The 19,357-nt window shown below is 63.1% G+C and carries 13 protein-coding genes and 1 pseudogene; 6 read left to right on the top strand and 8 right to left on the bottom strand.

Annotated elements, in window-relative coordinates; all coding sequences use genetic code 11:
- The first annotated feature begins 17 nt into the window (after positions 1 to 17).
- Positions 18 to 1,052: a UDP-glucose 4-epimerase GalE gene (gene galE / locus AWB82_RS18710; RefSeq protein ID WP_086969800.1), complete on the top strand. Its 1,035-nt coding sequence runs from the start codon at positions 18 to 20 to the stop codon at positions 1,050 to 1,052.
- A gap of 86 nt (positions 1,053 to 1,138) precedes the next feature.
- Entirely contained in the window at positions 1,139 to 2,248 is a 1,110-nt protein-coding gene (locus AWB82_RS18705) for an MraY family glycosyltransferase (RefSeq protein ID WP_086969798.1), read from the top strand.
- Between the two features lie 57 nt (positions 2,249 to 2,305).
- Here AWB82_RS18705 and AWB82_RS18700 read toward each other — a convergent pair whose 3' ends face one another.
- Positions 2,306 to 3,001, bottom strand: a complete 696-nt coding sequence (locus AWB82_RS18700) for a dienelactone hydrolase family protein (RefSeq protein ID WP_086969796.1) — start codon at positions 2,999 to 3,001, stop codon at positions 2,306 to 2,308.
- A 634-nt stretch (positions 3,002 to 3,635) separates the two neighbouring features.
- Here AWB82_RS18700 and AWB82_RS18695 point away from each other — a divergent pair.
- Positions 3,636 to 5,057 carry a hypothetical protein gene (locus AWB82_RS18695; protein WP_086969794.1) on the top strand — a complete coding sequence of 474 codons (1,422 nt, stop codon included), beginning with the start codon at positions 3,636 to 3,638 and terminating at the stop codon, positions 5,055 to 5,057.
- A gap of 11 nt (positions 5,058 to 5,068) precedes the next feature.
- On the opposite strand, the gene AWB82_RS18690 is transcribed toward AWB82_RS18695, so the two are convergent.
- From AWB82_RS18690 to AWB82_RS18660, 7 genes are all read right to left on the bottom strand, one after another.
- Positions 5,069 to 5,530 (bottom strand): hypothetical protein, encoded by a 462-nt coding sequence (locus AWB82_RS18690; RefSeq protein ID WP_086969792.1) that lies wholly within the window; start codon positions 5,528 to 5,530, stop codon positions 5,069 to 5,071.
- Between the two features lie 130 nt (positions 5,531 to 5,660).
- Positions 5,661 to 7,922: a tetratricopeptide repeat protein gene (locus AWB82_RS18685; protein ID WP_086969790.1), complete on the bottom strand. Its 2,262-nt coding sequence runs from the start codon at positions 7,920 to 7,922 to the stop codon at positions 5,661 to 5,663.
- 427 nt (positions 7,923 to 8,349) lie between these two features.
- Positions 8,350 to 10,578 carry a polysaccharide biosynthesis tyrosine autokinase gene (locus AWB82_RS18680; protein WP_086969788.1) on the bottom strand — a complete coding sequence of 743 codons (2,229 nt, stop codon included), beginning with the start codon at positions 10,576 to 10,578 and terminating at the stop codon, positions 8,350 to 8,352.
- A gap of 89 nt (positions 10,579 to 10,667) precedes the next feature.
- Entirely contained in the window at positions 10,668 to 11,822 is a 1,155-nt protein-coding gene (locus AWB82_RS18675; protein WP_086969787.1) for a polysaccharide biosynthesis/export family protein, read from the bottom strand.
- Positions 11,823 to 11,872: 50 nt separating this feature from the next.
- Positions 11,873 to 13,252, bottom strand: coding sequence for an undecaprenyl-phosphate glucose phosphotransferase (locus AWB82_RS18670; protein ID WP_086969785.1), 1,380 nt, complete (start codon positions 13,250 to 13,252; stop codon positions 11,873 to 11,875).
- A gap of 136 nt (positions 13,253 to 13,388) precedes the next feature.
- Positions 13,389 to 14,918: a mannose-1-phosphate guanylyltransferase/mannose-6-phosphate isomerase gene (locus AWB82_RS18665; protein ID WP_096031439.1), complete on the bottom strand. Its 1,530-nt coding sequence runs from the start codon at positions 14,916 to 14,918 to the stop codon at positions 13,389 to 13,391.
- A gap of 145 nt (positions 14,919 to 15,063) precedes the next feature.
- On the bottom strand, positions 15,064 to 16,062 hold the full coding sequence (locus AWB82_RS18660) for a GlxA family transcriptional regulator (protein ID WP_086969915.1): 999 nt from the start codon (positions 16,060 to 16,062) through the stop codon (positions 15,064 to 15,066).
- Positions 16,063 to 17,230: 1,168 nt separating this feature from the next.
- Between AWB82_RS18660 and AWB82_RS18650 the strand changes: the two genes are divergently transcribed.
- The 3 genes and pseudogenes from AWB82_RS18650 to AWB82_RS18640 form a co-directional block, all read left to right on the top strand.
- Positions 17,231 to 17,683: a GDP-mannose mannosyl hydrolase gene (locus tag AWB82_RS18650; RefSeq protein WP_086969779.1), complete on the top strand. Its 453-nt coding sequence runs from the start codon at positions 17,231 to 17,233 to the stop codon at positions 17,681 to 17,683.
- A 250-nt stretch (positions 17,684 to 17,933) separates the two neighbouring features.
- On the top strand, positions 17,934 to 18,992 hold the full coding sequence (locus tag AWB82_RS18645) for a GlxA family transcriptional regulator (protein ID WP_086969776.1): 1,059 nt from the start codon (positions 17,934 to 17,936) through the stop codon (positions 18,990 to 18,992).
- Positions 18,993 to 19,035: 43 nt separating this feature from the next.
- Positions 19,036 to 19,357: pseudogene (locus AWB82_RS18640) on the top strand (phosphatase PAP2 family protein); the annotation flags it as partial.

Below are 19,357 nucleotides of genomic sequence, written 5' to 3'. Positions count from 1 at the left end.
AATCGGGAGAGCACAAGATGAATGGCAATCAGCCGACCAAGGGCACGATTCTCGTGACCGGCGGAGCAGGCTTCATCGGTTCGCACACGTGCGTCGAACTGCTCGATGCGGGCTATGGCGTCGCGGTCATCGACAATCTTGTCAACAGCCGCGCCGAGTCGCTCAAGCGGGTCGAGCGCATCACGGGAAAGAGCGTCACGTTTTACGACGCCGATGCGCGCGACGAAGCCGCGCTCGGCCGCATCTTCGATGCCCACGAGATCACCGGCGCGATTCACTTCGCGGCGCTCAAGGCCGTGGGCGAATCGGTCGCGAAGCCGGTCGAGTACTACGAGAACAACGTCGGCAGCCTGCTCGCGGTGCTCAAGGTCATGAAAGAACGCGGCGTGCGCAACTTCGTGTTCAGCTCGTCCGCGACGGTCTACGGCGTGCCGAAGAGCGTGCCGATCGACGAATCGTTTCCGCTTTCGGCGACGAATCCTTACGGCCAGTCGAAGCTCATCGCCGAGCAAATCCTGCGCGATCTCGAAGTGTCCGATCCGTCGTGGCGCATCGCGACGCTGCGCTATTTCAATCCGGTCGGCGCGCACGAAAGCGGGATGATCGGCGAAGATCCGGCCGGCGTTCCGAACAACCTGATGCCGTATGTGGCGCAGGTGGCCGTCGGCAAGCTTGCGCGCCTGCGCGTATTCGGCAGCGATTACGATACGCACGACGGCACCGGCGTGCGCGATTACATTCACGTCGTGGATCTGGCGCGCGGGCATATCGCGGCCATCGACGCGCTGAAGAAGCTCGACCGCAGCTTCGTCGTGAATCTCGGCACGGGGCAAGGCTATAGCGTGCTCGACGTCGTGAAGGCTTTCGAGGCAGCGTCGGGCAAGCCCGTGCCTTACGAACTCGTGCCGCGCCGCCCGGGTGATATCGCCGCCTGCTACGCCGATCCGGCCGCCGCCGCGGAACTGATCGGCTGGCGCGCGGAGCACGGCATCGAACGCATGTGCGCGGATCACTGGCGCTGGCAGTCGCAGAATCCGCAAGGTTTCGCGTAAAGTCTCGCTGCGCCCCGCGTCGGCGTTCCGAAGTTTTCGACGTTTTCGAGCGATGCGGGGCGGCATATTTCAACCGGTTCTATTTCATGCTTAGTTTCGCGCTTGCTTTTCTGGTCTCGCTGCTCGTGACCTTGTTGATCGTGCGCTTCGCACACCTGCAGGAAGGCGTGCTCGGCGACACCGATCTCGCCGGCGTGCAGAAGTTTCACGCGCGCCCCGTGCCGCGCATCGGCGGCGTGGGCATCATTTGCGGGCTCACCGCGTCGGCCGTGCAGTTGCGATGGGGCTATCCGGCCGTGTCGGGCGGCATTCTCGGCATTGTCGCGTGCGGCATGCCGGCGTTTTTCTCCGGGCTGATCGAAGACCTGACCAAGCGCGTCTCGCCGCTCGCGCGCCTCATCTGCACGATGGCCGCCGCGGGCCTCGCCTATGCGTTCCTGAATATCGCGGTCACGCGCATCAGCGTGCCGCCGCTCGATTTCCTGCTGTCCTACGCGATCATTTCGTGCGCGGTGACGGTGCTCGCCGTCGCGGCGCTCGCCAACGCGGTGAACATCATCGACGGCTTCAACGGCCTCGCGTCGATGGTCAGCTTCATGATGTTCGCCTCGCTCGCCTACGTGGCGTTCCAGGTGCACGATCCGATCGTGTTGTCGGGCTCGCTCATCATGATGGGCGCGGTGATGGGCTTCTTCATCTGGAACTTCCCCGCCGGGCTGATCTTTCTCGGCGACGGCGGCGCGTACTTCGTCGGCTTCATGCTGGGCGAACTCTCGATCATGCTCGTGATGCGCAACCGCGATGTCTCCGCGTGGTATCCGGTGCTGCTCTTCATGTATCCGATCTTCGAGACGTGTTTTTCGATTTATCGCAAGAAGTTCATTCGAGGCATTTCGCCGGGCATTCCGGACGGCGTGCATCTGCACATGCTCGTCTACAAGCGTCTGATGCGCTGGGCCGTGGGCGTGAAGAACGCGCACGAACTCACGCGGCGCAATTCGCTCACGTCGCCGTATCTGTGGCTGCTGTGTCTGGTTGCCGTGATTCCCGCGACGCTCTTCTGGCGGCACACGCTGCATCTGTTCTGCTTCGTCGTCGTGTTCGCGGCGACCTACGTGTGGCTCTACATGAGCATCGTGCGCTTCAAGTCGCCGCGCTGGCTGGTGTTTCGCCGGCCGCACACGGTTAAGAAGTAAGCGCCCTTTCGTGACGATGAACGCCGCCCACTCCGGGCGGCGTTCTCGTTTTGGGCCTTATTTCAGGTGCTTTTCGAAGAAATCGGCGGTGCGGCCGTTGGCGAGTTGCGCGGCCGCCGCGTCGTAGTGAGCGCCCTGGTTGCGCGCGAACGCGTGATGACAGCCGGGATACGTGAACGCCTCGACATTCGACTGCCCTTTCGCCGCGGCGAGCACGCGATTGCGCGCGTCGGCGGGAATGAATTCGTCTTCTTCCGCGAGATGCAGCATGAGCGGCACCTTGATCTTCGGCATTTCGGCGAGGTATTGATCGGTGCCGCCGCCGTAATAGGAAACCGATGCATCGACATCCGTGCGCGCCGCCGTCAGGAACGACAGCAATCCGCCGAGACAGAATCCGACCGAGCCGATCTTGCCCTTCACCTGCGAAAGCGCGCGCGCGAAGCCGATGGTCGCCGCGATGTCTTCCACGCCCGTGTTCACGTCGAATGCGTTGTAGTACTTCATCGCCTGCTGCCATTCCGCTTCGGTGCGGTCGGTGAGTTCGACGTTCGGTTCGAGCCGCCAGAAAAGATCGGGGCACAGCGCGACGTAGCCCTGGCGCGCGTATTCGTCACAGGTTTCGCGCATGTCGGCGTTGATGCCAAAAATCTCCTGGAGCACGACCACGGCCGGCGCGGGCGTTTGCGTGGGCCACGCGACGTAGGCGTCGAAATTGCCATCGGGAATGGAAATGCTGAGCGTGTCGGACATGGAAGTCTCCTGAATGATGGACAAAGCAGGTGATCACGCGGGAGACCGCGATGTGAGCCGATCACCACGAACGGCATGATATATAAACCAGCCCGATCGGGTGTCGGCGGGCGTGCGGCGGACGCAGCACGGCGCGGGAATTGGGAGCGGGCCACTCATCTCGGCGATGCTCGCGGGGCCCCGGATGAATCGAGTCGTATCGATCGATCGGGGCCTTGCATGCGTGTCGCGCCGAACTGGCCCATGCCATTTCCCTTCTGCGAGGGTCGATTGTTATCGAGTGGCTCGCGCGGCAGAAACCGCGCGTCCTCGTCGGCCTGCTTTCCCCGACTTCGCGGGGTACCTCGTTCCGGCGTGTAGCACGCACATCGCACATATTGAGTGGTCTCAGGCCGGAACGGACCGCTTCCGGCCATTGAATCTTCGGTCCAACGACCGGCGGCGATCCGCCAGAATGCCGTGCTTTGCGGCCATCGATCCGCGGCGTTGCGGCGCGCCGGCCGAAGCGTGGCGCGGCGCACATGCGCATCCGTCGTTTCGCGCCGAAGACTAGTCGCGAGACGCCGCCGCAACCGCGCGCCACAAAACCCGCTGATATATTCGACGCGAAAAACAAGGGGTTCCCGGGGCCGTCATGCGCAACAAGTTCGCCGTCGTCTGGATCTGGCTTTGCCTGCTTGCGCTCGCGTTCGACTTCAGGGGCGTGGAGACGGCCAGCAAAGCCATCGATGTTCTGCTCACCGTGACATCGATGGGCGCCGCCTGCGCGGTGCTGCTCATCGCGCCGCGCTTCGCCCGCCGTTCGCGCATGCGCGGGCTCGTCACCTCGCTCTTTCTGCTCACGATTTTCGGCAGCGTCGCCACGCAATGGCTGCAAGGCAACGACGCCGGCAACTACGCGCGCGTGATCCTGCCGTTCCTGCTGATGCTGCTCGGCTATTTCGTCGGCTGCCGTCCGTGGGATTCGCTACGTCTCGAACAGATCGAGCGCGCGATGATCTGGTCGATGATCGCATCGCTCGTGTTCGGCGTCGGCTTCGATATGGCGATGACCGGCGGAATCGGCAACATGAGCGTTCACGTCGCGCCGGTCACGTTCCTGTGCTTGCAAGGGCTGCTGCTGCACGAATTCATCTTCGCGCAGCGCGTCGGGAAGTTCGCCGTGCTGCTCTTTCTCGCGACGATCGTCATCGAGATTCTCTTCGGCACGCCGAGCCTGCTCGTCGGCACCGTGTTGCTCATCGCTTACGCGACGTGGCTCGCCGCGCCTTCGTTCCGCGATTTCTTCGCTGCGGGTCTGCGCGCGGCCGTGATCCTGGCGCTGCTCGGCGCGATGGCCACCGCGACGGCCACGTTCTTTCCTACCATCGCGCAGCCGTGGATGCAACGCATGTCGCTCGCGCAGAACGCGCCGCCCGCGCGCGATCCGGTCGTCATCGCACGTCTCGCGGAAATGAAGGATCAGCTCGATCAGACCACGTCGTCGGCGCTGTCGGCGATCGTCGGCATGGGCTATGGACACGACTATCGCTACGCGCCTTCGTATCTGCCGGAGCTTGCGGGCGACATCGGCGAGAGGGACTTTTACGCGTTCAGGAAATGGGCGGCCGGACGCGATTTCTGGGTCTATCAGTTCTTCGCGGGTGGCTTGCTGTTCGGACTCGCCTTGCCGATCGCCATATTGTGGGCGCTCTGGCGCGGCTCGCGGGCGTATCGCGCGTGGCGGCACAGCACGCCCGATGCGCCCTGGCTGCCCGTGCTCGGACGCGCGCTCTTCGTGCTCGCGGCGCTACCCGCGACGTCGATCGGTGGCAATCCGCTCGGCGAGCGCTTTCCGGGCTTGGTGTTCGGTGTCGCGCTGGGGCTGGCCGTCGCGTCGTATGCGCGCATCGCGCACGGGATACACGCGCGCGCCGAGGAAGCGGCCGGGCGCACGCCGCAGCCGAGAACGCCGTTCTACGGCGCGCCGCCAGACATGCGTCCGCACGACGAGCCGCTCACGGAAATGCTTCCGGCGAATCCGCCGCGCGCGTCCGGCACGCTGCCCGCGCAATAACGTCTTTCGGCTTACTGCGCGGGCAGATGCGCCCGCAGATACGGCGCGAAGCCGTTCTGAACGGAGATGATCTTCGTTGCGCAGTCGTCGAAGTCGGAGCCTCGCGCGCGCTCGTCCTCGAACATGCCCTTGCATTGCGCGAAGAGCGAGATCGTCGCGCCGCCGTTGCCGCTCGCGACGCGCGTCGCCGAGTACACGGGCTTGCCCGTATCCGAAGGCACTTCGGTTTCGATCGCGGCTTCGTCGGCGCGCGTCAGGCGTTCCTTCGAATTCTGCGCGACGTAAGTCTTCGTGAGCCTCCAGGCCGCATCGCACTGCGCGGCGTCGCGGCACGCAACGGTCGCATTGCGTTGCGCCGTATCGAGCGTCTGCTGCGAGAGCAGGAACGTGCGCTCCTTCTGCTGCTCCTTGTCGACGGACGAGCAGGCAGTGAGGAAGATCGAAGCGACGGCGAGAGCGATGAGCTTTTTCACGGGCAGAAACCAAAGAATCAGGTCGGACGGCGATTATAACGATGCGCGCCCCCGCGCGAAAAAGACACCGCCCGTCGCGCGGAATGTTGGCGACGCGCGTGGGATATCCGCCGCGCCGCGAGATCGCCGGTCAGTGCGAGGCGACGAATTCCGCCAACGCTTCGGCGACGTCCGCGACCGTGTCCGTCCATTGCATTGCGTGCACGGGCTGCCGGAACAGCCGAAGCACGCCGGGATACCAGAGGCAATCGCTTACGCCATGCCTCCAGCGCCAGTCGACGCCGACATTGGGCAGCAGAACCCACGTCTTCGTCCCCAATGCGGCGGACAAATGCGCGACCGCCGTGTCCACCGCGATCACCAGATCGAGTTGGGAAACGATCGCTGCGGTGTCCGCGAAGCTCGAAACCTTGTCGCCGAGACTCAGGATGGGCTTGTCGCCGATCTCCCGCGCGATGTCCGACTCCGTGCATTCCTTCTGAAGACTGACGAACGTCACACCGTTCACGCTCCACAGCGGGTCGAGCATGCGCAGGCTCGGCAGGGACCGCGTCGCATCTTGCGTGTTAGTGCGGCTTCCCCGCCAGGCCAGCCCCACCTTCTTCGACGTCCCGCCAAGGAGCGGTCGCCATTTCTCGCGAAGTTCGTCCGTGCTTCGCAGATAGGGAATCTGCGCTGGAATCGTGCCGGGACGCTCGCCGAGATTCAGCGGAATGCTGAAAGCACACGTCCAGAAGTCGTGATCCGGCGATCCCGACGCGTAATACATGTCCCGCGTCATCGCGACATCGGCTTCCTCGATCGACGCGAACAGTGGCACGAGCGCCGCCTCGCCTACGAGCGTAATCCGCGATGCGCCGCGCTCGCGCAGCCGCCGGACGTAACGCGCGAGCTGGATCTGGTCGCCGAATCCCTGCTCGGGCCAGATCAGCACGCTTTTCCCGATGAGCGGCTCCCCGTGCCACTGAGGGAAAGTCACCTGCGGTTTTGGAGCATGCGGACCCGATAAAAATGCTTCGTGCCGGGTTTCCCACAGTGGCAGGCCCTCTTCCCATCGATCCACGGACAGAAGGAGCAACCCGAGCGACGCGGCATGATGCACGTGACCGGGATTCAGTTCGAGCGCCGTTCGGTAGGCGGCTTCGGCCTCGGGAAATCTTTGGAGATCCAGCAGGATCGAAGCGAGCGCGGCAAACGCGACGTCGCTGGACGGATGCAGCGCAATCGCACGACGGGCATAGCTTTCCGCTTCGGGCATCTGCCTTTGTGCCCGAAAGAGACGTGTGAGGTCCAGATAGGCCGGCAAGGCGTCCGGCGCGAGTTGAACGACCCGTTCGAAGCGCCGAATGGACTGCTGTGGCTGCCCCTTGTCCCTGTACAGCACGCCAAGATTACCCAGCGTAGCGACGCAGTCGCGGTTCTTCGTGAGAATCTGCGACCAGCGGCGTTCGGCGAGGTCCAGTTCGCCGAGATTGAAATGGCATGTTCCCGCGAGACCGAGAAGTGCGATTTCGCTTCGCTGCGACGCAGGCAGCGTGGCGATCTCCTCAAGCGCCTCAGCGTACTTCGATGCGGCGTAAAGGGCGTTGGCGCGTGCGACCTTCTGCTCGACGGACGAGGCGGTCTGTTTGAATGTGAGCTTCAAGCGAAAGTGATCCGGGAAAGACGGTGTTGGGTTCGCCGCCGGACGTCGTCTCGATTCGGCACGAAGAAAGGCCAGGCGTCTGAACGCGTCCCAGACTAGAGGACTCAACTTTTCCGAGGCGGGTTGAATTTGAGAGCAAGAAGACAGTGGCGATATGGATGTGATGAACGGGAACACGAATCCCGACGTAAGCGTGCCGTGCAGAACGAGATTCTTCAGAACGAGGTCATACGCTGTGTCGAGAGATTCGATCGATTTCAGTATTTCAAGAAGCTTTAACTTTGATCGAGCGTTGAGCGTGTATGCAGTCGCGCCGGCGAAATCGATCTGACGGGTGTCATATACCGACACTTGATCTTTCAATGACCTGCGTAATTGGAACAGCCGCATCATCCATGAGGCGGTGGGAATGCATAAGTCCGTGAACACAATGTCTTTTTCTTCGAGTTCGGCCGACAATCGCGTCAATAAGGAGGCACTGTTCGTGCCGAAGATTGCATCGTCTTCGAGGATTAGCGAAGGGCCCGGGTCGTCGAGTGATAACTCGATCGCTTTCATATGGCTAAGGTAGCAAGCCTTTTCGTTCGGTCTCAACGAACCTAGAATGCCGCGCTTCTCGACAAACGCGCTGTCGTATGCCGGAACGCGATGAATTCGATGTTCCGGACCGGCTAACTCTCCAAGATTCGTCTCGATCGAAGCTCGGCGCTCGGTTGAAGCGTCAAGGTTTATGAAATAGATATTCATTGTGAAGAGGCAGGATATTCCATCCGCGCGTTACATTCAAAGAACGAAGCTGGAGTTTTCCTTTCATAATTTACGCGCGTTAGAGACGCATCCAGTAATTCGCATACCAAATTAATAAGCGAGGCGATCTCCATGAGAAGCACCACGAATCTTTAGCCGATACATGGCTGGCAAATATATAACGCGCGCACAAAAATTCGTAACAAGTGCTCGCATTGCGACAATCTTTTTCCAATCAACAGCCGCTGCTGCGCACGAAGCCATCGCCGCATCAGCAGGCCGATTGGGATGCGCGGAAACTCAGATCTCCGCTTTCGTCAACGCCGACCTCGCGATCGCACCGATCGTTGCCCCCCGAAGCACAAAAACAAAAAAGCGCCGGCATCGCTCACGATGCCGGCGCTCCTCGACGCAGATTCCGAGAGGCCTACTCCGCAATACTCTCGTACCCGTAATACCCCGCATACGTGCTGCCCATCAGCACCTTCGACTGCGGCACATCCGTAAGCAGCACGCCCTTCATATGCACGCCGCCGTGATAAAGCCGCTTCATCGTTTCGCCGATTTCCTGCACCTGATTCTTCCCGTGCCGCACGACGAGCAAACTCGTGCCCGCGTGCCGCCCGATCACCGTCGCGTCGGTGACGGCGAGAACCGGCGGCGTATCGATCACGACAAGATCGTAAAGCTGCTTCAGTTCCCCGAGAATTTCACCGAGCCGGTCGCTCGCGAGCAACTCCGCCGGATGAGACGGCAGCGAGCCCTTCGGGATCAGATCCACGCCGGGCAGCACGTCGCGAATGATCACGTCCACCGCGTCGGCGCCCATCAGCACTTCGGAGAGGCCCGGCGAATGGCGCACGCCAAAGTGCGAGTGTATATCGCCGCGGCGCATGTCGGCGTCGATCAGCAACACGCGCTTTCTCGTCGATGCAACGAGCGTCGCGAGATTCGCCGAGAGAAACGACTTGCCCGCCTCGGGACGCGAGCCGGTCAGCATCACGACATTGTTGCGGGCCTCGCCGAGCTGGAGTTGCAGCGACGTGCGCAGGCCGCGGATGCCCTCGACGGCCGCATCTTCCGGCGCCTGCGCGGCAAGCACGTGCAGCCCTTCGCGGCGCATGCCGACCTGGCGTTGCAAACGAAGCTGCTGCGTGCTGCGCGGCACGATTGCGAAAACGCGCGTGCCCAGTTGCCGTTCGATGTCTTCCGGACGCTCGACGCCGCCCCACAGCGACTTGCGGATGAACGCGGCAACGATGCCCAGCACGAGGCCGATGGCCGCCGAGATCAGGATCACGAGCGCGCGCTTCGGACGCACGGGATCGTCGGCGGCTTGCGCGAGATCCACGATGCGCACGTTGCCCACCTGCCCCGCCTTCGCGATGCGCAGTTGCTGCGCGCTGTTCAGCAGGTTCGTGTAAAGCTCGCTGTTCGCGCGCACGTCGCGCGTGTAGCGCAGCGCGGTCTGCTCGGTATCGGGCAGCGTCGAGACGTTCTTGCCAAGGCGCGTCTGCGCGGCGTTAAGCGCGGCGATCTGCGCATCGAGCGCCTGCACCGAAGGGTGATTCGCCGTGAAGCGCAGCGATAGCTCGGCGCGCTGTTGTTGCAGGTCCGAAAGCTTCGTCTTGTTGTCGACGATCTGCTGCAAGAGCAAGCGGCTTTCCTCGGAGAGATTCACCGAGCCTTGTTTGTTGCGAAACGCGCTGTAGCGCTGCTCGGCTTCGTCGAGCTCCTTCTTCACGAGCGGCAATTGTTGCTCCAGAAACGCGAGCGTATGTTCGGCTTCCGCCGAACGCTTCTGCGTGTCCTGCTGCACATAGCGGTTCGCAATGTTGTTGACGATATCGGCAATTTGTTTCGGATTACTACCTTCCAGAGACACGCCGATAATGCCGGATTGCAATGCGGTCTCAGCCACGGTCAGGCGCTGCTGAAGACGGTCGATGGTCGTGATCGTCGAGAAGCGTTGCAGTTCGAACTGCACGCCCGGCTTGCCATCGAGCTTGTCGACCTTGAGCGTCACCGGACCTTGCGGCGTCGCGCCCGACGCTTCCTGGCCGACGTGGCCAGTCAGAACGCTCAAGCCATCCGGATCGCGCAGCTCGTAAGCGCCGCGCGCGCCCGCGACGAGCGTGAACTTCCTGTCGTACAACTCCTTGGGCGTCTCGAAGAGCGGCACGTCGATCGCTTCGCCGCCCCACGCGAAGCGCGACAGATAGCCCGGGGGAATCGGCCGGTTCAACATCGCGAACACATTGCCGACGAGCTTGCCCACGACCGGAAGCGCACGCGGCGACGCGCCGATGTCGAGATGCAGGCGCCGCACCGTGTCGTCGATGACGAGGCGCGAGCGCAACAGTTCGATCTGCGCGGCAGTGGCGGATTTCGTTTCGGTCAGTTGTGGAACGGCGGCCTGCAGCGCCTTGGCGCCGGCGTTCGCGTTGTTGTTGCTGGCCTCGTCCACCTGGATCATCGCGTCGGCCTTGTAGGTCGGCGGCGCGAGAAAGGCGTAGGCGGTTCCGAGTGCGATCACGGCGAGCATGACGAGCGCCACGAGCTTCCAGTTGCGCATCACCGCGGCCAGATAATCGGACAGGCGCAACTCGTCGCCCGTCGATACGTCCACGTACCGCGTATCAAAGTTCATCGCCATGATCTCGCTCGCTTATATTTTTTCAAGTCGAACAGTGATGCTCCGGCGCGCCCCGCGCGCGCCGGTCAAGCGCTTGTGCTAGCAATCGCTTACTTGGTCAACACGGCCGCCGTCAAACCAGCGTTGATCGCCGGCAGGAGCAGGTTGAGCACGCGCGAGAAGCGCACCAGCCCGTTGTTGTCCACGTAGACGACGTCGTGCGGCTGCAGCTCGAAGTTGTTCGCGAGCAGCATCGCCACCGGCGAAATCGCGTCGAGCTTGTAGACCTCCGGCGTGTCCGTCTGGCCGTTGCGGATCACGTACAGCTCGCGCGGGTTCGACGTTTCCGGATTGAAGCTGCCCGCCTGCGAGATCGCGTCCGACAGCGTGAGCTTGCCGTTACGCATCGGGATGACAGTGGCCGGCTTGGTCACTTCACCCATCACGTAGACGCCGTTTTCGTCGCGCGAATCGACGCGCAGCGCATCGCCCGGCTTGAGCATGATGTCCGACGGGCTGCGGCCCTTCGCCGTCATGCCGGCCATGTTGATGTGGTACGTGACGCCATCGCGGATCAGCGTGACGCGGCTCTGGTCCGCCGTCGTCGCAAAGCCGCCCGCGCGCCCGACCGCTTCGGTGAGCGTCATCGGAATGTCGTTGATCTGCTGCGCGCCCGGCGTGCGCACGTCGCCGTCGATATACACCTGCGACGCACGGAACGACGCGACGCGCACCGTCACCTGCGGCTTCACGAACACCTTCGAGAGTTCGTTGTACAGCTCGCGCTGAACCTGCGTCTCGGTCTTGCCCGCGACGTGCAGCGAACGGTTCACGTACGGAAACTGCAGATTGCCGTCCGCATCGACGACGAAGCCGGGCGCGGCATCCGACGTGCGCGTCTGGTTCGCGGGCTGGCCGAGCGCCGCGACGAGTTCCGGGTGATCCCAGACCGTGATCTGCAGCACGTCGCCGACGCCCAGCTTGTACGGCGCCGGCTTGCCGTAGAGCGACGCGTTCGGATCGGACTCGACGGGCGGCTGCGTGGCGCGCATCTTCTTCACGAGCGCGGCATCGATCGTCGTGATCGGAATGTTGGTCGTGGTGGCCGGATCGCCCTGATCGTTCGACGTTTCGACGAGCTGGGCGGGCTTCTCCATGTGCATGCCCGGAGCGAATCCGCAACCCGTCAGGATCACGGAAATCGAAGCTGCCGCAGCCAGGCTCGTGAGGCGGAAGATACGCGACACGTTGGTGTTGGCGGCCATGGAGGTGGTGCCCGGTTGTTGTTGGTTTTGCATAATGGTCGTCCCCTGCTTCAGTAAGCGTTGGTGTGGCGTAGTCCCTTGAAGATCGTAGCGGCGATGATTCTCATATCGAGTCCGAACGACCAATTCCCCAGATAGTACAAATCGTGAGCGACGCGTCCTTCCATCTTTTCTATCCGATCCGTTTCCCCACGAAAACCGTTGACCTGGGCCCAGCCGGTAATGCCTGGCTTGATCCGGTAACGATGGATGTACCCCGACACGACCTTTTGATACAGGTCGTCATGTTCGAGCGCGTGAGGACGCGGGCCCACGACCGACATGTCGCCGCGCAGAACGTTGAAGAACTGCGGCAGCTCATCGAGGCTGGTGCGGCGCAGGAACGCCCCGACACGGGTCACGCGCGGGTCGTTGCGCGTGGCCTGCTGGAGCACTCCGGCCCGTTCCGTGTGCATGCGCATCGAACGGAACTTGTAGATGGTGAAGACGCGGCCGTCCGCGCCTTTGCGGTTTTGCCGGAACAGCACCGGCCCGCGCGAAGTCAGCTTGATTGCGAGCGCGATGCAGATGAGCGCCGGCGACACGGCGATGATCGCGCCGAGCGCGAACACGCGGTCGAAGATTTCCTTTTGCAACTGCGCGGACGCCGACAGCGGCGACGCGACGAGATTGATCGCGGGCTGGCCGAGCAGATCCGTCACGCCGCTTTCGAAGAGCGCGAGACTGCGCACGTCCGGAATGAAGCGCACGTTGATGAGATCGTCGCGGAATTCGTTCACGAAGCGCAGGATCGTGCGCTCTTCGGAGAGCGGCAGTGCGAGCCACACTTCATGGACGTTCTGCGTGCGCACGAAGCTCACGAAGGCCTCGAAGTCGTCGTACACCGGCACGCGCGTGTTGAGCCGCGCCTTGCCCGGCGCCGCGTTGAACGCCGCGCGCATGCGAAAGCCCGTGTCCTGCGAACGTTCGATCTTGCGAAGGATCGAATCGCAATGTCTGCCGCAGCCGACCATCGCCACCTGTTGCAGATTCAGGCCCGCGTTGCGCATGTGGGCGAGGATCGCGTGCGTGATGAGACGGCCGGCGATCATGAGGCCGCCGGACATCGCGGTCCAGTAGGCGAACCAGAGGCGCGACACGTAGTCGAGCCGATGCAGCGAGAACATCAGCGCGAGCGCGCAGCCCTGCACGACGAGCCAGCCGAGCGAGACCTGGCAGGCAAGCTGAAGCTTGCTGCGGCCACGCCACGACTGGTAGACGCCGAAGCCCGGAAAGAGCGCAAGCGAGAACGCCGCCGCGAATGCGACGAACGCCACCGAATAGGTGTGTGCCTCGATGTACTCGAACCTGATTTGCGACGCCACTGCCGCACCGCCGACGATCATTACGACGTCGAACAGGCGCGCGAGCAATCCCTGTAAATCGCGCATGTCTTTTTCCCCGAACGCAATCAGCCCTTTACTGCCCTCTTGAGTCTCCTCCTCGCGTTAGCCCCGTCTTTTTCGTGTGAAAGCGGTTGCAAGAAAGTCTGCTGCCTCATCTGTCGCGCCATCGCGCTTCGAGCCGTCAACTGCGCCCGTAGGTATCGTCGAAGCGCACGATGTCGTCTTCGCCGAGATAGCTCCCCGACTGCACCTCGATGATTTCGAGCGGCACCTTGCCCGGATTCTCCAGACGATGCCGCACGCCGAGCGGAATGAACGTCGATTCGTTCTCGCTCAGCAGGAACTGCTCTTCGCCGCGCGTGACAAGCGCCGTGCCGCACACGACGACCCAGTGCTCCGCGCGATGGTGATGCATCTGCAGCGACAGCTTCGAGCCCGGCGACACCACGATGCGCTTCACCTGAAACCGCTCGCCGTGCTCGATCGAATCGTAAAAACCCCACGGACGGCGCACCTTGCGATGCGCGTCCGCCTCGGGCGCGTGCTGCTCGCGGATGCGCGCAACCAACCCCTTGATGTCCTGCACGCGCGAACGGTCCGCGACGAGCACGGCGTCGTCCGTCTCGACGACGATCACGTTGGTCGTGCCGACACACGCGACGAGCCGCCCGCCTTCGGAGCGCGCATAGCTCGACGTCGCGCCTTCGAACACGACGCGACCGCTTGCGACGTTGCCCGACTCGTCCTTGTCCATCGCGTCCCACACGGCGTCCCACGAGCCGAGATCCGACCAGCCCGCGACGAGCGGCACGACGATGCCGTCGCACGGGCGGGTCGGCGTGCCGATGTGCTCCATCACGGCGTAGTCGATCGAGTCGGACGGCGCGCGCCCGAACTGCGCCGCCTGCGGACGGAAGAACTTGCCGTCGGCCTCGCCTTCCTGCGCAGCGGCCGAGCACGCCGCGTGCATGTCGGCGTTCAGTTGCTTGAGCGCCGCGAGCCACACGCTCGCGCGCACGACAAAAATGCCGCTGTTCCACCAGTACGTGCCCGCCGCGACGTATTGCGCGGCCAGCTCGGCCGCGGGCTTTTCGACGAAGCGGTCGATCTCGTGCGCGCCGTCGTCGAGCGCCGCGCCCAGACGGATATAGCCGAAGCCGGTGTCGGGGCGCGTCGGCGGAATGCCGAGCGTCGCGATCACGCCGCGCTCCGCATGCTCCGCCGCGATCGCGATCGCGCGATGCAGCGCCGGAATATCGGCGATGGAATGATCCGCCGGCATCGCGACCATGATCGCGTCCTCGCCGTTCTTCAGCGCGGCGAGCGCGGCGAGCGTGAGCGCGGGCGCGGTATCGCGGCGCGCCGGCTCGACGATGATGTGTGCATCGACGCCAGCCTCGCGCGTTTGTTCTTCCGTCGTGAAACGATGCTCCTCGCCGCACACGATGATCGGTTCGCCATCGACCTTGAAGTCGCCTGAAAAGCCTTTGAGCCGCGAAACCGTGGCCTGCAGCAACGAGTCACGCCCGACGACGCCGATCAGCTGCTTCGGGAACTGTTCACGCGACATCGGCCACAGGCGCGTGCCCGAGCCGCCGGCGAGGATCACAGGGACGAGGCGGCGGCACGGCCCGGCCACCTTGGCCGGGCCTGCCTCCACACCAGCTGCTCCCTGCTCCACCCCACCTTCCGTGCGTGCTTCATTCGTCATAGAGGACTCCTGCCTGCCTGTTCATACGAACGGTGATGCCGTCCGGGAAATGATTAAGTGCCGGACCGATCAGGTCCGGCCAAACGTCCGACGTTTTACGCCATAGTCGGGCTCAGAGCGGCCCACGTCACACTTGGCGCGCGGGTCAGCCATTCGCCTCGCGTCTGCTCTGCATCCGATACTCCGTCGGCGAGATCAACAGACGCTTGCGGAAAATCTTCGCGAGCCGGTCGCCGTTGCCCATGCCGCTTCTGCGCGCGATCTTGTCGACCGGCAGTTCCGAATCCGTCAGAAGCGCGCAGGTCACGGCGAGGCGCGCCTGCAGCAAATAATCGGATGGCGTGATGCCCATCTCGATCTTGAAGCGGCGCAAAAAGTTGCGCTCGCTCATCGCGGCCACCTGCGCCGCATCGACGACCGAAATCGGCCGTTCGCAGTTGTCCTGCAGCCAGCGCGCCGCCGCGCGGATCTTGTCGCCCGCCGACGCCACGCCGCTGTCGCCGAGAATCGACACGAGCTTCGCGGTCGAACCGGGCATCAGACGTTCGGCGACGCTGCGCGACACGTCGATACCCAGATCGCGCTTCACGATCAGGAGCGCGCCCTTCATCGACTCGTAGCGGTCGCCGGCATCGCCCTGCTGCTCGTCGCGCACGAGATGCATCGCGTTGCCGTAGCGCGCCTGCACGTCCTGCGCCTGACCGATTCCGGCGGCGTCGAGCACCTTGCGGCCCTCGGAAATCGCGCGCACGACCGTGGTCTTGGTTTGCACGCGACGCAGCCATTCGATGATGCGATCGTCCTTCGCGGCTTGCTCGGCGCCACGGCCGCCGGCGACGAAGAGCGCGTCGAAGCCGCCGTAGTGCCGCGCGTCCAGGCCGTCGCTCCACACGCGCACCGACGACGAGCACGCCACGTTGCCGCCCTCGACCGACAGAAAGCGCACGTCGTAGCTGCAGTCCGGCCGCGACTTCGCCGACGACAGCTCGTTCGCCATGTGGAACACCTCCGCGACGATTCCCGCGCCGAGCAGGGAAAAGCCGTCGAACAGCAAGATCGCGACCTGACGGACCTCGGTCTGCGAGGCTTTCGACGCGGGCGGCGTCCAACCCATAACTGCGGGTTCAAGAGTGGCGTAAGGCATGGTCATCCTCTGCAGCTTTGTTTCCTGGAAGGCGCGGAGAGTTTTTCGGCCATTGCGGCGCATCAATGGACTTTCCCGAACTTCGCCGGGTTGCCGTGACCGATTGGAACGAAGTGTTGGCGGAATCGATCCGCTGGCTTGAATAATAAGCAGACAATCTTTTTTGTGCTCTAGATTTTCGCGCTTAAACCACAAAATCTGTTCCGCTGTGAGGGTGAGCGCACATTGATATCCTTCCCCAAATTCCGGAAAGCCTGCATTCAATGCAAGCAATAGAAAGCGGATTTGTCATACAAAGCCTGATACGGCCGTTTAGCGCAATCCGGTTCCGGTGCCGCCGGATCGGACAGACGGTCTGCCGCCAAGCCCCGAACCACGGCCCTGTACGGATCGCCGGGCGCGATTGCCGCCAGGTCGGATCATATCAATTGATTCATTTATGAAACATCGAACGGCGTCAAAGCGGACGTTCGTATTGCTGGAATCGGAAAATTTTGGTTTTATCGTTACATTTTGGCACTATATGTAATCGGTTTTTTAGACGCGGAATTAGAAAGGAATCGGGCGCGCCCGTTAATTAGCACCGATTTTAAGATAATCCAAAAGTGGCCCGCCGCACGATTTTAGATTAACCAGTTTGATTTTTATTCAAAGGCATAATGCGGTATTTTCATATGAAGTTTTATGCTGCATTGCAGCGCACCCAAGACGGCGTCGAACCTACGCGCACGCGGGACTCGGGCACTGTCGCAGTCCGCCATCGGCTAGTCTTTTTGCGGCGGCGCACGCTTTGACACTATTTGCGGCATCGTCCAATCAAACTTTTGCAATGGTCGGGCGAATGATGCGCGAATCGCGCGCACGTTCGAAATCGGCATCGCGCGATTTTCGCGACGAGCGCGCACTTCGAAATCGGTCAAGTTTGCCGTGCGCGCGGCCAATGCGCCGACCGTTGCTCGTCAGCCTTGCTTGTTTCACCCGTGAAATTCGCTCGGCGCTCGCAGAACGTGCGGCCCGAAGGCGTTCAGTTTCGCAACACGCGGGTGCGCGCATCGCCGCTTTCGGACGAAGCACGTCTCCGCGTGCGCGCACGCACGGTCATGCGAGGACGCGGGCATCATCGTTTGCGCTTGACGCACCCCACACCGATGGCCAACACGGAGCAACGATGCTGAGCAACGCGGATTTCCTGACGGTGGTGCGGCTCACGCCGCTCGTGGCGATCGATCTGATCGTCACCGACGGCAACCGGCGCATCCTCGTGGGCCATCGGCGCAACCGGCCCGCGCAAGGCACGTGGTTCGTGCCGGGCGGGCGCATCACCAAGGACGAATCGCTCGATGCCGCGTACAAGCGCATCGTCAGCAACGAACTGGGCGTCGCGAGCGCGCAGCGTTCGGCCGCGCGCTTTTTCGGCGTCTACGAACATCTCTACGACGACAATTTCGCGGGCGCCGATGGCATCGGCACGCATTACATCGTGCTCGCCTACGCGTTGACGCTGAGCAGCCAGGTGCCCATCGGCCGCTTCGATCAGCACAGCGATTATCGATGGCTTCTGCCCGACGATTTGCTCGCGCGCGACGACGTGCACGAGAACACGAAGGCCTACTTCCGCTGATTCATCGGGACGCGCAGACGCGCATTGATGGCGTCGTCTGACGAAATCGGGCGATGCAGGTTCTACCTTTAGCGCGTACCGAGATCATCTGCCAACAGTTCGTCAATTTCGGCCTCGGCGCGCGGCGGCTGCCGGGCGCCGCGTATAGTGCGCCCATATAAGCTCACTTTCCCGCTACTTACGTTCCTGCATGTATCGGACCCCGGCCGCCAAGACGACGCCGGCCGCGGTTCGCACAGGGGAGAAGTCGATGGTGTACGCCAATGGTACGGGCAGGCTTCAGGTCGTGCGCGCGGTCGCGCCCGACACGCCGTCCGCCGATATGGCCAGCGCGGCGAAGCGGATCGGCATTCTGATCTTCGAGGACTTCTCGCTCGTAGAAGTCAGTTCGATCTCCGAGGTGTTCTCGGTCGCGAATCAGGTGCGCATGCCCGCCGACGCAGGCGCGCGCGCACAAGCGCCGAACTATTCGTTGCTGTTTCTATCGAGCGATGGCGGCAGCGTGGCGAGCACGTGCTCGATGCGCATCTGGACCGAAAGTCTCGAAACGCGCTGGATGAACGAATGCGATGCGCTTTTCATCGCGGGCGGCGTGGGCGCGCGGCATGCGCGCAACGACGCCGTGCTGAGAAAGCGGCTCGCTCGCGTGGCGCCGAAAATACCGTTCATCAAGGCGATTGGCGAAGGCGCGTATGTTCTGGCCGCGGCCAATCTCGACGCGCAGAACCGCTCGCTCGATTTCGCCGGCGAGCCGGAGAACCGCGCGCTTGCCTCGGCGCTGGCGAATCCGCTTTTCATCGCGGAACGAACGCTCACGCTCGACGATCCAAAAGGGCCGATCGCGGCGGCGCTGTCGATCATCAAGCGCGATCATGGCGCCGCGCTCGCGCGTGAAGTCTCGGAGCGCTCGATTCCCGGCGCGTGGCAAAAGCTCGCCACCGTGCTCGACGATACCGAAGCCGGTGGCGTGCGCCAGAAGATCGACGCGGCCGCGCGCTGGATTCGCGAGAACTACGTGCAGCCGATCTCCATTACCGATGCCGCGCGCGTCGCCGCGATGAGCGAACGCAATTTCCTGCGCCGTTTCAAGGCGCAGATCGGGCTTACGCCTTCGGAATATCTGCTGCGCGCGCGGCTCGACGCGAGCTGCATGTTGCTGGCCGCGACCGATCTTCCGGTGGACAAGATCGCGCGGCGTTGCGGCGCGGGCAGCGGCGACGGCCTCGCGAAAATCTTCCGCAAGCGGCTCTCGATTTCGCCGACCGAATACCGCATGGCAGGCCGCCGGAAACAGGGCGACAGCTCATAGTTGGCGTCGATCGGGGCCGTGAGTCGACCTAAAACGGATACGCATGGAATCAAAGGTACTCTGGACGCTTTCGAATCTCGGCGACGCGGCCTTTCTTCTCCCGCTCGCGCTCGTGTGCGCGCTGTGGCTGCGCAGCGTCGACGTGCGCCTCGCGCTGCGCTGGGCCGTCCTGCTCGCGATCGGCATGGGGCTCGTCGGTCTCTCGAAGATTCTCTACGCCGGCTGCGGCGTCGAGATCGCCGCGATCCAGTTGCGCATGATCAGCGGCCACACGATGCTCGCGGCGTCCATCTACACCGTCGCGGGCGGATTGCTGTTCGGCGGCTTCGGCGGAAGCTGGCATCGGCTGGGCGCGGCGGGCGGCC

The sequence above is a fragment of the Caballeronia glebae genome (genome assembly GCF_001545035.1).
GTDB classification, from domain to species: Bacteria; Pseudomonadota; Gammaproteobacteria; order Burkholderiales; family Burkholderiaceae; genus Caballeronia; species Caballeronia glebae.
Note: the sequence above shows the minus strand (reverse complement) of the source record. Positions and strands in the feature narration are given on the sequence as shown.